At 69.6% G+C, this 18,016-nt stretch carries 18 protein-coding genes; 2 read left to right on the forward strand and 16 right to left on the reverse strand.

The window, feature by feature from the left end; genetic code table 11:
- Positions 1 to 9 precede the first annotated feature (9 nt).
- Positions 10 to 1,269: an MFS transporter gene (locus tag CLT74_RS13355; protein WP_099846820.1), complete on the forward strand. Its 1,260-nt coding sequence runs from the start codon at positions 10 to 12 to the stop codon at positions 1,267 to 1,269.
- On the opposite strand, the gene CLT74_RS13360 is transcribed toward CLT74_RS13355, so the two are convergent.
- The 13 genes from CLT74_RS13360 to CLT74_RS13415 form a co-directional block, all read right to left on the reverse strand.
- Positions 1,195 to 1,794, reverse strand: coding sequence for a hypothetical protein (locus CLT74_RS13360; RefSeq protein WP_158240254.1), 600 nt, complete (start codon positions 1,792 to 1,794; stop codon positions 1,195 to 1,197). The two genes, CLT74_RS13355 and CLT74_RS13360, sit on opposite strands and share 75 nt — an antisense overlap.
- Complete coding sequence (locus tag CLT74_RS13365) at positions 1,788 to 2,666, reverse strand: phosphotransferase (RefSeq protein ID WP_099846822.1); 879 nt, start codon at positions 2,664 to 2,666, stop codon at positions 1,788 to 1,790. Before CLT74_RS13365 ends, CLT74_RS13360 begins: the two co-directional genes overlap by 7 nt.
- On the reverse strand, positions 2,653 to 4,092 hold the full coding sequence (locus CLT74_RS13370) for an FAD-dependent oxidoreductase (protein ID WP_158240255.1): 1,440 nt from the start codon (positions 4,090 to 4,092) through the stop codon (positions 2,653 to 2,655). The genes CLT74_RS13365 and CLT74_RS13370 overlap by 14 nt, the downstream gene beginning before the upstream one ends.
- Positions 4,089 to 4,901: a nucleoside-diphosphate kinase gene (locus CLT74_RS13375; protein WP_099846824.1), complete on the reverse strand. Its 813-nt coding sequence runs from the start codon at positions 4,899 to 4,901 to the stop codon at positions 4,089 to 4,091. Before CLT74_RS13375 ends, CLT74_RS13370 begins: the two co-directional genes overlap by 4 nt.
- On the reverse strand, positions 4,883 to 5,512 hold the full coding sequence (locus CLT74_RS13380; RefSeq protein ID WP_143697154.1) for a hypothetical protein: 630 nt from the start codon (positions 5,510 to 5,512) through the stop codon (positions 4,883 to 4,885). Before CLT74_RS13380 ends, CLT74_RS13375 begins: the two co-directional genes overlap by 19 nt.
- Positions 5,509 to 6,705 carry an aminotransferase class I/II-fold pyridoxal phosphate-dependent enzyme gene (locus CLT74_RS13385; RefSeq protein WP_099846826.1) on the reverse strand — a complete coding sequence of 399 codons (1,197 nt, stop codon included), beginning with the start codon at positions 6,703 to 6,705 and terminating at the stop codon, positions 5,509 to 5,511. The genes CLT74_RS13380 and CLT74_RS13385 overlap by 4 nt, the downstream gene beginning before the upstream one ends.
- Complete coding sequence (locus CLT74_RS13390; RefSeq protein ID WP_158240257.1) at positions 6,702 to 7,775, reverse strand: Gfo/Idh/MocA family protein; 1,074 nt, start codon at positions 7,773 to 7,775, stop codon at positions 6,702 to 6,704. The genes CLT74_RS13385 and CLT74_RS13390 overlap by 4 nt, the downstream gene beginning before the upstream one ends.
- An 18-nt stretch (positions 7,776 to 7,793) precedes the next feature.
- Entirely contained in the window at positions 7,794 to 9,038 is a 1,245-nt protein-coding gene (gene aroA / locus CLT74_RS13395; protein ID WP_099846828.1) for a 3-phosphoshikimate 1-carboxyvinyltransferase, read from the reverse strand.
- Positions 9,035 to 9,715, reverse strand: coding sequence for an HAD family hydrolase (locus tag CLT74_RS13400; RefSeq protein WP_158240258.1), 681 nt, complete (start codon positions 9,713 to 9,715; stop codon positions 9,035 to 9,037). The genes aroA and CLT74_RS13400 overlap by 4 nt, the downstream gene beginning before the upstream one ends.
- Entirely contained in the window at positions 9,712 to 10,503 is a 792-nt protein-coding gene (locus tag CLT74_RS13405) for an ROK family protein (protein ID WP_158240259.1), read from the reverse strand. The genes CLT74_RS13400 and CLT74_RS13405 overlap by 4 nt, the downstream gene beginning before the upstream one ends.
- A complete protein-coding gene (locus tag CLT74_RS13410) occupies positions 10,500 to 11,468 on the reverse strand; it encodes an MFS transporter (protein ID WP_486582298.1) in 969 nt (322 codons plus the stop codon). The genes CLT74_RS13405 and CLT74_RS13410 overlap by 4 nt, the downstream gene beginning before the upstream one ends.
- Complete coding sequence (locus CLT74_RS30465) at positions 11,435 to 11,722, reverse strand: hypothetical protein (protein WP_158240261.1); 288 nt, start codon at positions 11,720 to 11,722, stop codon at positions 11,435 to 11,437. The genes CLT74_RS13410 and CLT74_RS30465 overlap by 34 nt, the downstream gene beginning before the upstream one ends.
- A 194-nt stretch (positions 11,723 to 11,916) precedes the next feature.
- Positions 11,917 to 12,954, reverse strand: coding sequence for a hypothetical protein (locus tag CLT74_RS13415; RefSeq protein WP_143697155.1), 1,038 nt, complete (start codon positions 12,952 to 12,954; stop codon positions 11,917 to 11,919).
- A 396-nt stretch (positions 12,955 to 13,350) separates the two neighbouring features.
- Here CLT74_RS13415 and CLT74_RS13420 point away from each other — a divergent pair, with 396 nt between their 5' ends.
- A complete protein-coding gene (locus tag CLT74_RS13420; RefSeq protein WP_199172182.1) occupies positions 13,351 to 14,115 on the forward strand; it encodes a VOC family protein in 765 nt (254 codons plus the stop codon).
- Positions 14,116 to 15,301: 1,186 nt separating this feature from the next.
- Here CLT74_RS13420 and CLT74_RS13430 read toward each other — a convergent pair.
- The 3 genes from CLT74_RS13430 to CLT74_RS13440 form a co-directional block, all read right to left on the reverse strand.
- Positions 15,302 to 15,856 (reverse strand): RNA polymerase sigma factor, encoded by a 555-nt coding sequence (locus CLT74_RS13430; RefSeq protein WP_099846835.1) that lies wholly within the window; start codon positions 15,854 to 15,856, stop codon positions 15,302 to 15,304.
- A 66-nt stretch (positions 15,857 to 15,922) separates the two neighbouring features.
- The gene (locus tag CLT74_RS13435) at positions 15,923 to 16,741 is read right to left on the reverse strand and encodes an MOSC domain-containing protein (RefSeq protein WP_143697156.1); all 819 of its coding nucleotides are present in this window, start codon (positions 16,739 to 16,741) and stop codon (positions 15,923 to 15,925) included.
- Positions 16,742 to 16,910: 169 nt separating this feature from the next.
- A complete protein-coding gene (locus CLT74_RS13440; RefSeq protein WP_199172183.1) occupies positions 16,911 to 17,957 on the reverse strand; it encodes a LacI family DNA-binding transcriptional regulator in 1,047 nt (348 codons plus the stop codon).
- Positions 17,958 to 18,016 lie beyond the last annotated feature (59 nt).

An 18,016-nucleotide genomic window follows, 5' to 3' on the forward strand; every position in this document is an offset into this window, starting at 1 on the left:
CGGCCTCGGTTGCCGCGATCCTTCGCGTTCTTCGTCTCCGGCTACGCGGTCTCCACCTTCGGCAACTACGTCAACCTGGTGGCCCTGAGCCTGTACGCCTACCACCTGACCGGCAGTTCGCTGCAGATGGGTCTGCTGATGGCGGTCCGGCTGAGTGCGGGCTTCCTGGCGGGTCCGGTGGCCGGCGGGCTGGTCAGCCGGCTCGACCGGCGCACCGTCATGATCGTCACGGACCTCGCGCAGGCCCTGTCGATGGTCCTGCTGCTGGTCACGCCCGCCACCGTGCACGTGCTGGTGCTGTACCCGGTTGCGGTGGTGCTCGGCGCCGGCAACACCGTCTTCACGGTAGCGCTCCGGACGAGCGTTCCCGACCTGGTCGGCACCGCGGAGCGGATGCGCGGAAACGGCCATCTGATCATCGGCAGGTCGGTGGCGATGGTGCTCGGGTTCGCCTCGGCGGGGCCGATGATCGGCGGCTTCGGCTTCCTGGCCGCGTTCGTCGTCAACGCCGGTAGCTTCCTGGTGTCCGCGATTGTCCTGGCCTGCCTGCCGGTGTCGTTGAAGACCGCCGAAGCGAGCGCGACGCCCGGACGCGCCGAGCACGTCCCGGCGGGATTACGCGGCCTGCGGATACTGCTGGCCGGCGCGCCGGTCCTGGCCGGCATGGTGCTGCTGCGCGGCGTGGACGCGTGGGGCTCCGCATCGCACAACGTGGCTCTGCCGATCCTCGCCAGCAGCACCGATCCCGGCAACCCCGCGACGACGCTCAGCCAGTTCTGGACGGCCTGGGGCATGGGCATGCTCTCGACGCACTGGCTTGTCGGACTCTGGCTCCGGCGTACCGGCCGGTCCCTGGATGAACAGGCGTTCGCCGTCGCGGCGTGCGTGATGTCGCTGGCGTTCACCGCGTCGTTCACCGGAGCACCCGCACCGCTGTTCGTGCTGTGTGCCCTGGCCGCCGGCCTGGCCGACGGCGTCACCGAACTGGCGTACACCTCACGGTTGCAGGCGGCCCCCGAGGCCGTGCGGGGGCGGATGTTCGGCCTGTCCGCCACCGTCGAGACGTTCGGCTTCGGTGTCGGCATGCTGGCCAGCGCGGTGCTGCTGGAACGCCTCTCCCCCCTTCCGGTGGTCGCCACGTTTCACGCCCTGGTCATTCTCGCCGGCGGCGTGTTCCTGCTGCGGCTCCGCTCGTCAGCGTGGGCCGGAGACCGCCGCCAGCAGTTGCGACGTGAGCGCGTCGACCGGACGGGTGCCGTCAAGACGTAGGCAGGCCTCCCGTAGGGCGGCCCAACGTGCGGCGGCGGCACGCCGTTCGATCTCAGCGAGTGGGTCCGGAAACGACAGGACCTGGTCACCTTTCTGCCGTCGCCGGATTCGTTCGAGCGCGACGGCCGGTGGTGCGTCCACAAGCACTCCGACGTCGGCTCGGGGAATGTGTCCAACCAACGCCCGGAGACCGGCGTCGTCGTCAAGACCTCTCGCCCGCAGCCTGGCGAACAGTGCCGTGCGATATCCGGTGACGAACACGTGGCTGACCGGGCTACCCCGGTAGGCGTGCAGCGAGCCGTGTGCCTCTCGGACGGCATCGAGCAGGACGGCCAGCTCCTGGTCCCGCGCGCTGAAGTCGGCCTCCGGGACGGCGAGTTGAAGCCCCTCGATGAGATTTCGGGACTCGCTGCGTATGCTCCGCTCGTAGGCGCGCATGCTGCCATCTTGTTGCAGCCGGCGGCGGGCCGCGTCGATGAGCGTGGTCTTTCCGGCGCCGTCAACGCCGAGCACCTCGATCAGCATGCCTGCTCCTGAGCCAGTCGTCGCTCGATCCGATTCGCCGCGAATCCCCAGTTCGGTACGTCCGAGCGATGGCGCTGATCCCATCGCCAGCGCAGCAGCTGCGTCGCCGCGATCGTCCACCAACCGTCGGAAGGACGAACCGGCAGCGGCACCAGCCGTCGATAGGTCACACCGAGGGCGGACAGCAGCGCCGGCTCAGGTGAGGTCTCGGCCAACTCGAACGCGGCCTGCGCGCGGGCCAGGTCGAGCGACAGCGGGCCGACGGCGGCACGCTCCAAGTCGATGAGCGTGCCGCCGTCCGGTGTGTTCAGGAAGTTGTCCGGCCCCGGGTCACCGTGGAGAAGCCCGGAGGGGGCCGGTCCGACCGAGACGGCCCGGAGGCGACGGCGCAGGCTGGCCGGTAGCGCCTCCGCCAGGACGTCCACCGCCTCGTTGTGTTGCGCGAGGACCTCGGTCGCGGAGAGTTTCGGCAGATGCGGGCAACAGGCGGCGTGCCGGGACAGCCGCGCCAGGGCGGTGCCGAATCGGATCACTGCCGGAAGTGTCTGCGGCCGATGCCCCGGACACCAGGTCAGCACCAGGCATGGCGCGTCGCGGTTGCCCAGGGTGACGGTGTCGAGTCCGACAGGCCTGGGCACCGGTACTCCGCAGGTGGAGATGGCGGCCAAGGTCTGTGCCTCCGTCGCCAACCGGTGCGCCGACGACCGGGCGATCTTGACGATGAGTCGGCGACCGCTGTGTGGCTCGACGCCGCTGAGGACAAGGCTCGACCGGCCCGACCGCATCCGGGCAAGGTGCCGCAGAGACCGGCCCCCGTGCAGGTTCAGCACTCCGTCACCGTCGGTCGTGGCCGGGAGGTCAGCGCCGTCCATCGTCGATGACCTCGTAGAAGAATTGGGGAACCATCTCGGCGATGGGATGTTCCGCGAGCAGCGCCGACAGTCGTTCGCGCAGCGGATCCGACGGGCCGGAAAGTGCCATCGCACCGAGGGTGGTGAGAAACGACCGGAGTTCCCGCTGGCGGTCGTACGGCAGGTGTCCGCCGGGCTCCAGCAGGAACGAGGTCAGATGCCGTATTCCTTCGACGAACGCGGCGTTGGCATCGCCGGCGCCTCGGCGCCCGGGCGCCAACGGATGGTACGGATTGTCTGGTGCCGGCCGGCGCTCCCTGAGCTCTGCGGTGATCAGGTCGGCGATCAGCGGCGCCATCAGGATGCCGTTGCGGTAGGTCCCGGTGGCGATGTGGACCCCGTCATGCCCGGTTGCCCCGATGAGCGGCTTGTGATCGCTTGTCAGCGGCCTCAGCCCGTAGGTCATGGAGGTGATACGGGAGGTCCGAAAACCCACGTTCACCTCGTGGATCGCGCTGTGCAGCAGGGCGTGCATCTCACCGGGTGTGACGCCCTCGGCCGCGCCGGGGGTCGCCGAGACCCGATTCGTCGCTCCCAGGTACACCCGACCGTCCGGGCGGGGCACGACGTGCGTACCGCAGGCGAAGTCCCGGTTTGGCGTCCGTACGACGTAGGGGAAGTCGGTGGGCGCCTCGGCCAGCTCCAGGCTGATTCCCTTGCCGGGTAGCAACTGGGGCAGGGCCACCGCAGGTCCGTCCAGTTGGGCGAGCAGATCACGACAGCCCACCCCGGCGGCCAGGACGACGTCGCCCGCGCTCACCGTGGTGCCGTCGGAGAGCCGTACGACCGGGTTCGGGCCAGGCGTGAGGCCGACCACCTGCGTGGTCAACAGGGTCACGCGCGGATCGGCTGCGAGACCGGCACGCAGCCGGTCGAGCAGGTCGACGGTGTCGAGCCACCCCTCGGTCGGCAGGAACATGGCGCCGACCGCCTCGTATCCCCGCGCGGGGCGCAGGCCGGGAACCTCCTGCGGATCGACCTGCTCGGCCGGGATCCCGACCTTCACGGCCGCGGCGTAAGCGGTGGCCAGGTTGGCACGATCGCTCTCGTTCACGAGATTCGCGACCATCATGGTGCCTGTTCCGTACCGAACCGCCCCGCCGACGCCGGCCAGCTCCTCGATTATTCCGGGCCACATCCTCGCCGCGGTGGCTCTGAAGTCGAGTTCGACGGCGTCGACGGCGGCCATGTCGTCTCCGGTGACCTCTCCGATGGTGCCCAGCATGGCGCCCGCCGCGGATGAGGCCGTACCAGGGAACCGGTGGTCAGGCCCGACACAGGTGACCGTGCGGCCGGTGGCGGCGAGCGCCCGGGTGACCATGAGGCCGAGGATTCCGGCACCCACCACGACGACGTCGGTGGGCCGTGCTGCGGCGCTGTCTGTCACGGGGTCTCCAAACAAAGATCGAGGTAGCGCAGGGTGGTGTACGTGAGGTAGGAGGGCCATGGGTCGTCGCCGGTCCTGGTCCGGGCCCGCCATCCGTCCCACGTCGTCTCGCCCGTGCGGATCCCGGTCAGGAACCGGGCCGTGCCCGGCGCCGACGCGGCCGCGATCTCCTCGAGCGTGCGGGTCACCACCCGCAACGCGTCATGCCGCGGGCCAGCCGAGTCCGCCGGCCAGTCCATCCGCGCCAGCGCCGCCTCGGCCACGCCCGCTTCCGCCGCCCACCGTTGCAGCACGTCGGCGACGATGCTCCACAAGGGGAACGGAGCGGGTGACCGAGAGGCGGCGGCCGACAGCCCAGCCTCATCGAAGACAGGATCGTCACCGAAGAGGACGCGGGACTCCCGCCGAACGCTCGCCGGATCGTCCGCGGAGTGCACCAGGTTGAAGATGGGGTTCAACGCACCAAGATCCGCCCGCATGGTGCCTGACTGCGCGCGGGACGGCCGGAAGTCGCCCTTGAGGCGTCCGGACACAAGGCTCGCCGCCGGCAGGTCGCCGGCCGGGCCGCGCAGCAGGAGACTCTGCACCGGTCCGAGGGTGTACAGGACGGCATTGAGCTGCCAGTCGAGCCGACCACCGACACGGGTCGTGCGGTAGAGGTCGGCCCGGCCCTCGGCGGAGAGCAGGAACTGCCGGAACCCGACCGGCTCGAATCCTCTGGCGGCCAGCCAGCGCAGCACCGGGCCGGTCAGCTGCTGCCGTACCGCGTCGGGCTTCAGCATGACCAGCGCTAGTCGCTTGTCGTCCACGTCGCCACTCCTGGGTCGGATCCGCCCTCGATCAGCAGCCGCCGGTACCAGCTCGCCGACATCCGTTCGCGGCTCGCCTGACGAGGGGCGTACACGAGCCGGGAACCGGCCAGCGCCGCAGCCACGCGGGCCTGGCGTCCGCCGTCCGGCGTCAACGACAGACCAGGCAGCCCGGTCGGCCATCGCTCCAACAGATCCAGACCGGCGCGCAGATGTCGCTGGGATGGGCACGGATAGACAATCTTGATGATTGAGGTACCGAGTTCGGTCAGCCGCATCGCGCACGTGTGGAGCTCGTCGGGCGATGCCGGTGGCCGGGCGAGGTGGACGGCGGGAATGGGCTCCCGGTTGGTGGATCGGATGACCGCACATTGACTCGCGGCGTCCGGGGCTGTGGCTTCGAACTGCACATGGGTGACCGCCTCGTCACCGACGAGCCGCTGGCAGACTGCCGTGGCATCCGATCGGCGGGTGGCGCCGATCACGAACGTTCCGGTCGCAGGGGTCGGCACGTGCCGCCGGTCCAGGTCGATCTCGTACCAGTGGTATTCAGGTGTGCGCGGCACCACGCGGACCTCGCGGACCAGGTGCTCCATCCGGAATCTGTTCACGCGCCCCTACCGGAAACGGCGGGGATGGCGTCCGCGTGCGCCGCCGCGATCCGCGCCCAGGCGCGGCCGAGGTCCTCGGGGAAGTCCGGATCGAGGAGCAGCCGGTGGTGCAGCCAGGCGACCCGGTCGGTGACGCGACGGGCCACGACGCACCGCTCGGCGTGTCGGTCCTCCCTCATGGCGAACCCTGGGAGGTCCGGCCAGAACGGATAGAGCACCTGCGCGGGTATGCCCATCTCGTCGAGGCAGGCGACGAGATACCTGTTGGTCAGGCCACGCTCGTACAGGTCGTCCGGGATGTTCAGCAGGACCATGTACCAGTCGTGACAGGTCGTCCGCGGGTCCGGCGCCAGCACCGTCCCGGGTGGCATGGCGGAGAGCAGACGCTGCGCACCTGTCCTCCTGGCCTGCGCCAGGTGCTCGTACTGCGTCAGGTGCGCCAACACGACGGCGGCGTTGAACTCGCTGATCCGGGCGTTGGTGGCCGGAAGGTGATGATCGTAAAGCGCTGAACCTCGGCGTCGACCGCAGTTGGCCATCCTGGCCACCCGCTCCGCCAGTGCGCCGTCACGGGTGGCCAACACCGCTCCGCCATCCCCACCGGGCAGCAGCTTCGCGGCCTGGAAGCTGAGCGTCGCCAGGTCCCCGATGGTGCCCACCCGGGTGCCTGCCCACTCCGCCGTGACGGCCTGCGCGCTGTCCTCCACCAGGGCGATCCCCTGGGCGTCGCAGAATCGGCGTGCGGCGGGCAGGTCGGCCGCGTGCCCGGCCAGGTGAACCACCACCATGGCACGGGTCCGTGGGCCGACCGCCGTGCCGGCTGCGTCGATGTCGACAGTCAGCGTCCGCGGGCACACGTCGACGGGGACCGGACGGGCGCCGAGACGGTGCACGGCCGAGGCGGTCGAGACAAATGTGGTGGCCGGGACGAGCACCTCGTCATCGGCACTGACGCCCAGGGCGGCGAGAGCCAGTTCGAGGGCGACGGTGCCGTTGCCGACGGCCACCGCGCCAGCGACGCCGAATTCGGCCGCGAGGGCTTCCTCCAGGCGTTCCGCCGCACCGCCCCCGGACTGCCACCAGTGACCGCTGCGGGCCACGGTCAGCACCGCGTCCTCCACGGCGGGGTCGGTGCGGGGCCAGGCGGGATATGGACTGGTCCTGATCGGCTCGAAGGCCATCGCTTTCTTCACGGTTGCGGGGTCCTAGGGGAAGTGGGGATCGGTTCGGCACCGACGGTCGCGGCACTGGCGAGCGCCTCGCAGACGGCCACGGTTTCCACCGCGTGCGCGAGATCGACCGCGGGGTCGATGTTGAGGTCGAGGGCACGCTCCAACTGACGGACGTACTCCACAGGCTCGACGAGTTGATCCACGTCGAGCGGATGGGACCGGCCGCTGAGCAGGTCGGTGAGCGTCAGTGGTGGACCGGTGAACCGTCCGCGGTCGGGACTGAATCCGAACACCGTCCGCAGCGTGGCTCGCGCCTGGCTGCCCACCACGTCCACCTCCACCAGGTCGACGCCGGTCGGGGCGGTCCACGACGCGGCGACATCCAGCAGCGGACCTGTCCGGGGCACCACCGACCCGGTGAAGGCCGCGAAGAAGGGGACGTCGAAGGGGACGCGAGTCCGTTCCCCGCCGTACCAGCCGGCGGTGTGCCTCTCGTCGTTGACCGGGGTGTGCGCGGTGGCGCGCACCTCGCCGGGCAGACGGTCGAGGACGCCCGCGGCCAGATTCACCAGGTGGCTACCGAGATCCCAGACCACGCCGACCGAGCGGCCTCCCGGCGTGGCCGGAACGCCACGGCGTCGGGACCAGCGCAGTGACAGGTGGCGCAGCTCACCGAGTTGCCCGCCACGGGCGGTGTGCAGCAGCAGTTCCACGTCTGACCGGTAGCGCGGGCTGTGGCAGACCGACACCCGCCGGCCGGTTTCCCGGGCTGTCCGCGCGACCGCCTCGGCGTCGGAGGCGCGCAGCGCCAACGGCTTTTCCACCACGACGTCGCAGCCGGAGCGCAGTGCTCGTAGCGCGAGTTCGGCGTGGGTGTGGGCAGGTGTGCAGATCCACACCACGTTTGCCGGGCACTCCTCCAGCGGCCCGACGTGCACGCGCGCTCCGAAGCGGTCCGCAGCGGCCCGGGCAACCGCCGGATCGACGTCGGAGACCGACAGCCGACGCACCACCCCGGCGCCGGCCAGGAACGGCAGGTGCACCCGCTGCGCGATCGCTCCGGCGCCGAGCAGCAGGACGTGGTGTCTCACGGCCGCCACCTCGTCATCTCACCCATCGCCACCGAACAGCCTGGCCAGCTCGGCGTGGAAACCGGGAAAGGTCTTCGACACACAAGCCGGATCGTCGAGGACCAGACCAGGGACCCGCAGCCCGAGCACGGAGAACGACATGGCGATGCGGTGGTCCCGCCGGCAGTGGATGAGGGCCGGAGACGGGTCCGTCGGGGAGATCTCGATCCAGTCTGGTCCCGTCCGCACCGGTACCCCACACGCGGCGAGGTTCTGCGCCATCGCGTCGATCCGGTCGGACTCCTTGAGCCGGGCGTGGCCCACGCCGGTGATGCGAATCGGCGCGTCGGCGAGTGGCGCGATGGCGGCGAGGGTCATGAAGGTGTCTGAGATCGGACCCATGTCGACCGTGAACCCCCCGCGTAGCTGCCGCGGTCCCCGCACGGTCACCCGGTCGCTCTCCACCGTCACCTCGGCGCCCGCCTGGGACAGCACGTCGACGAACTGACGGTCGCCCTGGAGGCTGGCGCTGCCGAGCCCATCCACCGACACCTCTGCTCCGGTGACGGCAGCCGCCGCGAAGACGTACGAAGCGGTGGAGGCGTCGGGCTCCACGTGGTACCGGGTGCCGACGTACCGACCGGGGTGAACGGTGAAGCGGTCCGGCCCGGACTCGGTGACCCGGACCCCGAAGCGGGCCATCAGGGCGATCGTCATGTCGATGTACGGCCGGCTGACCAGCTCCGGCGCGACCACCGTGAGCGGGTTCGCCATCAGCGGTCCCGCCATGAGCAGTCCGCTGAGGTACTGGCTGCTGGTCCGGCTGGCCAGCACGAGTTCGCCGCCCTTGAGTCCGTCCGAGACGAGGCGGAACGGCAGTCCCCCGCCGTCACCGGCGGGCTCAACCGTCGCGCCCAGTGCGCGCAGCGCGTCGATCAGCGGACGGAGCGGACGGGCCCGCAGTTGATCGGTGCCGTCGAAGTCGAAGGCACCGCCGCCGGCCGCGGCCACCGGTGGCAGGAAACGGGCCGCCGTGCCGGCGTCCTCGCACCAGACGCCGCCGGACCTCAATCGCGGCGCCTCCCCCATACCGGTCACGATCCACCGGCGGGCTTGCCGTTCGACCGGCACGCCGAGGGCCACCAGCGCGTTGGCGAACGCCGTGGTGTCATCGCTCACCAGCGGGTCGTCGAGTTCGGTCACTCCATCGGCCATAGCCGCTATGGCGAGGGCACGGTTGGTCAGTGACTTCGATCCGGGAACCTGGGCCCATACTGCGCTCATGCGATCATCCTCACCGACTGCGTGGGTACTTCCGGCGAATGCCGGGGCGTGACGAATTCCAGCAGGAAATCGCTGAGCGCGGCGGGAGTAGCCACGATGTGGTCTGGTTCGGCGGCCGCCAACGCCGTCGGGCTGCCCGCGCCCCAGAGACAGGCCACAGTACGGGCGCCGCCGGCAGCGCCGGCCCGGATGTCCACCGGGGAGTCGCCGACCATGACGACGCGGTTCGCGCCCAACGACCGGCGCAGCCAGCGCACGCCGTCTCCGGACGGCTTGCCAGCGGGAGGATCGTCCGGCGTGACGACCTGGGCGAACAGGTGGTCCAGGTGGAGGCGGCCGAGGGTCTCCACCGTTCGGGGACGGTCCTTTCCGGTGAGGATGGCGGTGAGCACCCCGCGCCGGACCAGCGCCTCGACGAGTTCGGCCATACCCGGAAAGGTGCGTACCAGGTGCAGACGGCGGCGGGACGCCTGGCGGAAGGCGGCGGGCATGCCGACGGGAAGACCGAGTGCGAGACAGATCTGCTCGAACGGCGTGCCGGCCATGGCCAGAAAAGACTCCACCGGGGGCTCACCGATCCCGCCGCGTTCGCGGAACGCCTCGGCGAAGGCCGCCGCCGCCGCAGCCTCGGAGTCCACCACGGTCCCGTCCAGGTCGAACACGATCAGGGTCTTCATCGGGCACCCTCCCGGACCAGGGCACCCAACAGTGATGAGTCCGCGGGCCTCGGGGGCACCAGGCACTCCACACCCCGCGCGTCCAGCCAGCTCACGACGGCGGTCCGTACGTCCCGCCGCATCATCAACCCGCCGCACACGACGGCGGCCCGCAGCCCGAGGACCGCCGCCAGGTCGGCGAGCACGTCGAACGCCCGCCGACCCTCCGGCCAGTGCAACGGCGCGGTCCCGGGAGCCGGCAGCGTCGCGAGCGCGGTCTGCAGGCATCCGGTACGTCCGCAGCGGCACCGGGCCGCCGATGACAGCGCACGGAGGTGCCCGAGTGTCCTCCCGTCGGTGTCGACGGGCCGGCGTACGGTCCGATCCACCACCACCGCGCCGCCTATTCCGGTGCCGAGGGTCACCACGAGGAGATCGTCGTGATGCCGACCCGCACCGAGCTGAGCCTCTCCTCTGGCAGCGGCGAACCCGTCGTCGTCGATATACAGCTCGGTGACGTCGAGAGCGGAGCGCAGCCGCTGGCCGAGGGGAAAGCCGCACCAGGCGGGTCGGTTCGGCCAGCCAGTCACTCGGCCGTCACCGTCGACCGCACCGGCGAAGGCGCAGCCCAGACTTCTCCGACTGGACCGGATCGGTACCGCCGCGGCGAGGGCGGCGAGCGTTGCCTCCGGATCGTCGGTGGTGGTGCCCCTACCCAGCACCAGTGGGATCGGCCCTGGCCCGGAGGCCACCGACCAGGTGCTGCCGCCGATGTCGACGGCGAGGCAGTGTCCTTCCTCGGCGCTCACGTCGCCGGCCTTCCGGACGCCGCGAACCGCTGCAGGGCGATGGCCGAGGCGGCAGCGATCATGCCGAGCACAGCGAAGGCGTGCCACGGGTGGGAGAGCACCGCGAGGAGCAGCACGAAGCCTGAGGCGCCGAGGATGGTGCCGGCATTGAACGCGATCGAGACCAGGCCGTTCGCGGTACCGAGGCGCTCGTCGGGAACGACGAGGGAGAGGTGGGGCTGGAACGCTGCGTGGTAGATGCAGGCTCCGGTCGAGAAGAAGACCATCATCGTGAAGACGAGGATCGTACGCACGACACCGGTTGAGGCGCCGGCGACGGCCCCCAGCAGCCAGGCTACCGCCCAGCAGCCGCTGTGCCAGGCGAAACGGACCCGCGCCGACGAGGGCCGAAGCAGCCGCTCGACGGGGAGTTGCACGAGCACGGCGGTGACGGTCGACGCGGCGATCGCGGCCCCGACGACGGCGATGGGCTGGGTGAGCAGGTCATGCAAGATCAGCGGAAACACCGACTCGACGAGAGCCAGTCCGCCCGCGAAGACCAACAGGTGCCCGGTCAGTCCGGCGACCAGTCCCGGCAGACCCAGCAGGTTGACTCGATCGCCTGGTGCCGGTGGTGACGGCGACGCGGCTGCCGGCTGTCGGGTCAGCCGCCACATCACCAGCCCGAACGCCCAGAACGAGAGCGCGTTGAGAACGTAGAGGGCGGTGTAGGGAACCGCGTGGCGGGCGGCGAGGGCCGCCACGGCCAGGGCGCCGACGGCGGCGCCGATATTCACCGCGAGGTTGCGGACGGCGAAGGCCCGGCCCCGCAGGTGGGGTGGGCAGACCAGGCTCAGCTGCGACCGCAGCGCCGTGGCGGCGGCACCGGCGCCAAGTCCCGCCACGATGGCGGCCCCACACACCCACGCGATCCCGGAGGACATCGGCACCATCAGCCAGCCGAGCCCCTGAAGCGCGAAGCCCACCGTCCCGACCTGTCGCGCCCCGACCTGGTCCACCAGTCGGCCACCGAAGACTCCCCGAGCAAGCCGAAGGCAGGCAGCAACAGGTAGAACGCCGCCACGACCGCTGCTGCGAGGTGCGCGACATCGCTCAGGTAGATGACGTTGATGGGCATGATGAGGCCCGTGCCGAGGTAGGAGACCCCGAAGCCCGCGATGATGGTGCGGGCCTGAGGCGGGAGCGTCCTGGCCACCGGCCGGGCAGGACTGTTGACCATGGTGTACTCCGGGTTGGGTTGTCCCCGGGGTCCGTTGCTGGAACGGACCCCGGGGAACAGCCAGATCAGGCGGTGACGACCTTGACAGCCTCGACCACAACGATCGTGCCCATGTTTCCTCCTCTCCATTACTAGGCAGGTTCATCCGCACGCCGAATGGCGCCGGAAATCAGGAATTGCCGCGATAGATCGCGTCAGCCAGGCAGGAGGAGCCCGCGCACAACAAGCTGGGAAAGGTATTCTTCGACATCGCCCTCCGTGGGCAACTCATCGGAGAAAATCGACATCGCCTTGAGGAACACGGGATAAAGGTCAGTCGCCGGAATCGCGGCCGCGAGTGCCCAGAGCAGTAGGCCCTGCGGGGTCAACTGAACGTGGACGTTCTTGTCCAGGCCTTCCATCAATACGACGCTGCCGTAGCGGATCGGCACCCACTGCGGGTCGAGTCGACGAACGTCTGCTCCTGCCCGGACCGGCAGATGAGCCGCCCACTCGGCAGCCTGCGGCCGCTGCCACCCGAGAGTGAAGGCGACGGCCAGTAGCTGCTGCGCCAGGGACACCCGCGCGTCGACAGTCTCCGCGTCCTCCAGCCCGACGTCGAAGAGTAGGGCGTCCAGCCGTCGCAGCAGCGGTTCGTGGTGCGCGGTGCGACGTAGCTTCGCGAAGACCCACTTGTGCCCGACGTAGTACTCGCCGCATCCGGCCAGGTACGCCTCGACCGACTCGAGCAGCAACCGGCCGGATATCTCCAGCTCCTGCCGCCGATCTCCGGCTTCCCGCGCGCCCCGCACGTCTTCGCTCTTGCTGGCGCAGATGGAGGTCGCCCGCAGAATGCGGCATCGGCGGAGGGCATCCTCGCCCGCCTGGATCCGTTCGACGTACGCCCGGCCCAGTTCGTCGTCGACCGGCAGTGCGTTGAACAGTCGGGCGGCGTCATCGAGCCGGGCCAACGACGGCACCCGATCGAGGCCTTCGGTCCGATCGCCCGGCACCCCGGCCAGCCCGTCGAGCAGTCGGTCGATCTCGCTCGGCCGCCGATACTCCACGTCGATGCGCACCGCCCCGTCGATAATCTGCTCGACGGGCGGATCATCGCTGCCGGTATGCAACAGGAACAGGTCCACATCGGACCGAGGATTTCCCAACCCAGCAGGAATGCTGCCGGAAATCCACCCGCCGATTGCCTCGCCCGCAGCTATTCGATTTCGGGCATGCTGCAGCGTCTTTTCCAACCTCTGATCCACTGTTCCCCCGTGTTAAACCGTGGTGCTACGCGGCCAACGTATCCATGGAGGCCACTGTTGGCAAGGCCGATGTCACATGCTGGTCGTCCTCCCGATTCTTTTCGCAGTCAAACACCAGCGCGTCGGAAGCATTGCGTAGTTGGATAACTGCTGGTCACGGTGGGGATGTGGTCGCGGGGTGGCGATCGGCGCGTCGGCGGCTCCGGCGGTGTCGGTTTCGCCGTTGCCGCGGTGGAAGCCGATGTCGGTGTTGCGCAGGACTGCGGTTACGGCGGGTCGCCTGCCGGCGGTCGTACAGGTGCGGGGTTGAGTTGCGTGTCACCGCCGTCCTCCCGTCACGCGCTGTGACGCCCGACGGCGGCACAGAGCGGAGGTTGCTGGTGCTTGCCTCATCTCGTCGCGCTAGCGCTGCGGACTGAATCAGCCATAGAGTCCCACCCCATGGACATGCTGAGGGGTGCACAGATCGCCGAGGCCAACCTCACTGATTGGCGCAAGCTGGCCCAGGGACTGCATGCCCGCTACCTGGTCGACGACTTCGGCACCGGCGTACGGTTCGTCGCCGCGGTGGGCGAGGCGGGCGACGCGCTCGGCCACCACCCGCGCGTGTCGATCGGTGCTGGGTACGTCGACCTCAAGTTGGTCAGCGACGATGCCATCTTCCGCGACGACGAGGGCACCGAGCATGTCGTCGAATGGGTGACCCAGCAGGACGTCGACCTCGCGCGCCGGATCACCGAGATCGCCGCCGACCACAAGGTCAACGCCGACCCGGCCTCGGTCAGCGACTTCGAGCTCGGCCTCGACACGGCGCGCTCCGCGACCATCGCACCGGTGTGGGCCGCCCTGCTGACCGGCAGCGCGGAGTCCCAGGGACGCGGGTCTCCCAGCGACGAAATCAGGGACGCTACGGGACGGGTACCGAACCTCTGGTTCGGGGACGCCGACGAGCACAAGCCCCCACGTCAGCGGTTCCACATCGAGGTCTATGTGGCGCCCGAGGTGGCCGAGCAACGGATCGCCGCCGTCCTCGCCGCGGGCGGGACCGTCGTCGATGACAGCAACGCGCCCTCGCTCACCGTGATCGCCGACCAGGACGGCAACAAGGGAATCCTCTGCGTCGACGTGTCCGCTGTGAGGAAGGATTGAAGCGCCGACTCGGTTGACCGGCGGCGCTCGGCGCAGCGGGAGAAGGTTGAGGGGTGACAGCCAAGAAGCTCGTCACCGAACCTTCCGGTAACGAGCTCCCGGCCTGCACACGTCCATGGGTCAGCAGCCCAGGCCGTCCTTGTACCACTTCGGGACATCACCGTCGGCGACCTTGTCGGCGATCTCCCAGACGACCTCGGGGTAGTCCCCTCGTCGTTCATGTCGTGCAGCACCTTCCACTGGTGGCTGCTGCGCAACGCGGCTGCGGCCTGCTTGACCGCCTGTTCGTCGCCGGCGGAGTCAGCCCGGACCCACTCGGCGATCCAGTCGCAGGTGACCCTGCCGGCCACTGCGGCGCCGAACTGGTACGGGTCGTTGGCCCCGGCGTTGTCCAGTACCGACACGTCGAAGCCCGGCGGGGGCGGCATGTCGGCGAGAATCTTGGCGGCTTCCTCGCGGACGTCGCCCGGCGTGACGATCTCCGGCGGCAGCGCCTTCAGGAACGACTTGGCATCCACCTTGATCACGTGGGTGAGGATCCCGTCGAAGGCGGCCCGCGTCCAGTTGCCCCCCGTGCGCAACTCGACGAACGTGCCGTCCTGCGGCTTGAGCATGGCAGACATGTCGCTCTTGCTGTATGTGAAGATGCTGGCCGGCCGGCCCGCCACGGTGGTCACCTCCGGTTCGCTTACCTGCAGCCGGTCGTCGTAGTAGTCCTGGTACTGCTCGTCCGGGTACCAGTTCATCTGCAGGCTGCGGTCGCCGTTGCGGAATTCGATGGTGCCCTCCTCCTCGGCGAACCCGTAGACGCTAGTCGCTTTCCAGCCCGGCTCATCAATGAGCAGGCGCGGATGCTCCTGCGCAGCCTTCAGGTCGAGTTCCCACCCGCTGATCGCCGCCGTGCCCGCGTCGGGCAGGCCGGTCGGTCCGGCGTACACGTCGTCGGGCTGCGCGGACCATAGCGTCGAGGCGGCGATGATGGTGCCGGCCACGGCCGCCGCAACGGCCGTGGCGCCGGCGAGTTGACGGACGAGGGTACGGCGCGGCGGTCTCGTCGGCACCGAGTCGAGTTTCGGGGTGGACATGATCTCCTCCAGGAGATGCTGATCCGCCCCATCGAGGCGCTGGATGATCTCAGGTCGATAGGGGTCGGCGTCTCGAACCAGGCGGTCGAGGTGGTCGTCGGTCATCTGCCCTCCTTCGGGACGGGTACGGCCAGGACATCGAGTACATGTCCGGGTGCGTCAGGGTCGTCACCGACGAGTTCGCGCAGCCGGGCCCGCGCTCGCGACAGGCGGGTCCGGGCCGCGGCCGGGCTCACCCCGACCACCTGCGCCGCCTCCCGGGGCTGCAGGCCCTCCCACACGGTGAGCAGCAACATCTCCCGGTCCGTGTCGTTCAGCCGGCGCAACGCGGCCCGCACGGCAAGCCGCTGCGGCACCTCACTGCCCGGATCGGGTGGGTAAACCGCTGTCAGGCACTGCCGGAGCCGCTCACCCAACCGCTCCCGGCGGTTCACGCTGCGGTGGTGGTTCGCCAACACTCGGCGGGCCACCCCGTACAGCCACAGCCGGATCTCGTCGTCGCAGGGCAGGTGGGCGCTCCGCCGCCACGCCACCAGAAAGGTCTCCGCGACCACGTCGGCGGCGTCGTCCGGCTGCTCAACACGACGTGACGCGTACGCGAGAAGCGCTTGGAAGTTGCCGGCGTAGATGCGCCGAAACCGGTCCTCAGAGCTCACGTCTACTGCATGTCCGGCACCAAGCTCATCGTGACACCGATTCCGGCGTTGCCAGGTCTGGCCCGGTCAAGCAGCGATCATGATGCGGTCGCCAATCCGCAGTAGACCCTCGCGTTGGACAGCGCCGTAGGCGCCGACGCAGGTCAGTTTGCCGAGGTCGAAGACCGATACCCGGTTGAGCCGTGCGGCTGTGCGTAGCACAACTGGGTCGTCGGGCAGGTCGGCGCCTTGCGCGAGGGTGGGCACCGCGCAGCGCGGGGTGGGTGCGACGATGCGGATCTCGACGTGGGCGGCGACGGTCATGGTCTGGTCCTGCCAGGTGTTCTCCGCGAAGGGTGCGGGGTCGTCCATGCGCACCACGATGTTCGGACGGAAACGTCGCGGGTCCATTCGGCCGCCGGGGTGCCGCCGGGCCAAGGCGTCCAAGGTGGCGGTCGTGATCACGTGGACGGCGGCGAAGTCGACGAAGGTGTTGCCGGGGGTGCCGGCCGCGAGGCCGCTGCGGGTCAGCGTTCCGGCACCGGGCTCGGTCGGCGGGGTCAGCCGTTCCATGCTCGCGTCTTGCGGGAGGGTGTCGGCCAGCCGTACGGGTCGTCCCAGGACTCGCGACAATGCGGAGTTGGCGGTGGGTGCGCCGGTGTGGATCTGCTCGCCGTCGGGGGCGGTGACGACCACCCGGCCATCCGGCTCGTGACGGGCGGCCATCGAGAGCAGGGCGCGCCACCTACGAGGGTTCTTCGCGCTGGCGACCAAGCCGGTCTCCTCGTCGATCAGGGCACAGCGGCGATCACCCACGACGCCCGAGGCGTCCAGGCGCGCCTCGACAAGGCCCTCGCCACACATGGACTTGACCGGGTACCGACCCAGCCACACCACTTCCCCCACGACAACAACCCCCTCAGTCCGCGCTGCCCAAGATATCCGCAGTCGTCCGGAGGAGTTGGTCGCGGCCGCCGACCCGCACCGCAAGTACGCCTTTCCCCCGCCCCACTGGGCATCTGGCCGAGTTGGTTCGCGCACTGCCAACCAGGGACTCACGTTTCCCAGGTCGGCCTCAGCGCAGCGTCGACTGCCTCTGGATCAGTTCGAAGTCGACGACCATCCTCCGGGGCGCCGGCTGTTCCTCTCGCGGCACACCGTCGAACTGGAGCTGGATCCGCTCTTCCAACAGGGCGACTGCCTGGTGTGCGATCACGTCGCGTCCGGGGTCGATGGTGCTCAGCGGAGGTCGGGAGTAGTTCGCTTCGTCGATGTTGTCGAAGCCGATCAGCAGGATGTCCTCGGGAACCCGTAGGCCGCGGTCCTGAAAGGCGGCGAGCGCACCCAGCGCGAGTGTGTCGGCGAACGCCACAACCGCGTCGGGCTTGACGCCGCTGTCAAGGATGCGAGCGATCGTCGTGGCGCCGGTGGAGTGGAAATAGTCGGGTACTCCGATGATCGCACGTGGGTCGACGTCGAACCCTCGTGACTGGAGGGCGTCCCGGAAGCCCTGGAACCGCAGCGTTCCGCTGCTCGGCGATGGGTCGTCCTTGACTCCCAGGGGAACTACCGTGGTCGCACCCTGGCCCAGCACGTGCTCGGTCGCCGCACGTGCTCCCTCGACGTTGCTCATCGTGACGTGGTCGAGGCCGCCATCGAACACCCGCTCACCCAGGAGCACGAGGGGGAAGTCGACGTCGAACAGCGGGAGGTCTTTCTGGCCCAGCGCGAGCGGGGAGTACAGCACGCCGTCGAAGCGTGACCGGTAGCTGCCGTCCAGTACCCGCAACTCGCGGTCGCGCTCGGCGTTGGTCTGCTCGATGAAGACGGTCAGGCCTCGCCTGGATGCCTCTCGCATGACGGCGTCCGCAAGTTCGGCGAAGTACACAACGCGCAGCGACGGCAGCACCAAAGCGATCGCCCCGGTCCGGCCTCGGCTCAGGTTCCGCGCCGACACATTCACGTGGTAGCCCAGCTCACGGATCGCGTCGTCCACCCGCTCGCGGGTTTCCGGACGCACGTACTGATAGCCGTTGAGGATATTGGACACCGTCTTGATCGACACCCCGGCGAGTCGGGCGACGTCGCGCATCGTCGCCGACCTGTTGGTCTTGCGTGCCACAGCCCCTCCCCGCCGGTCGTCGATTCGTCGGCCAGCGTATAAGACTGCACCATTCACAA

The organism is Verrucosispora sp. CNZ293 (assembly GCF_002754655.1).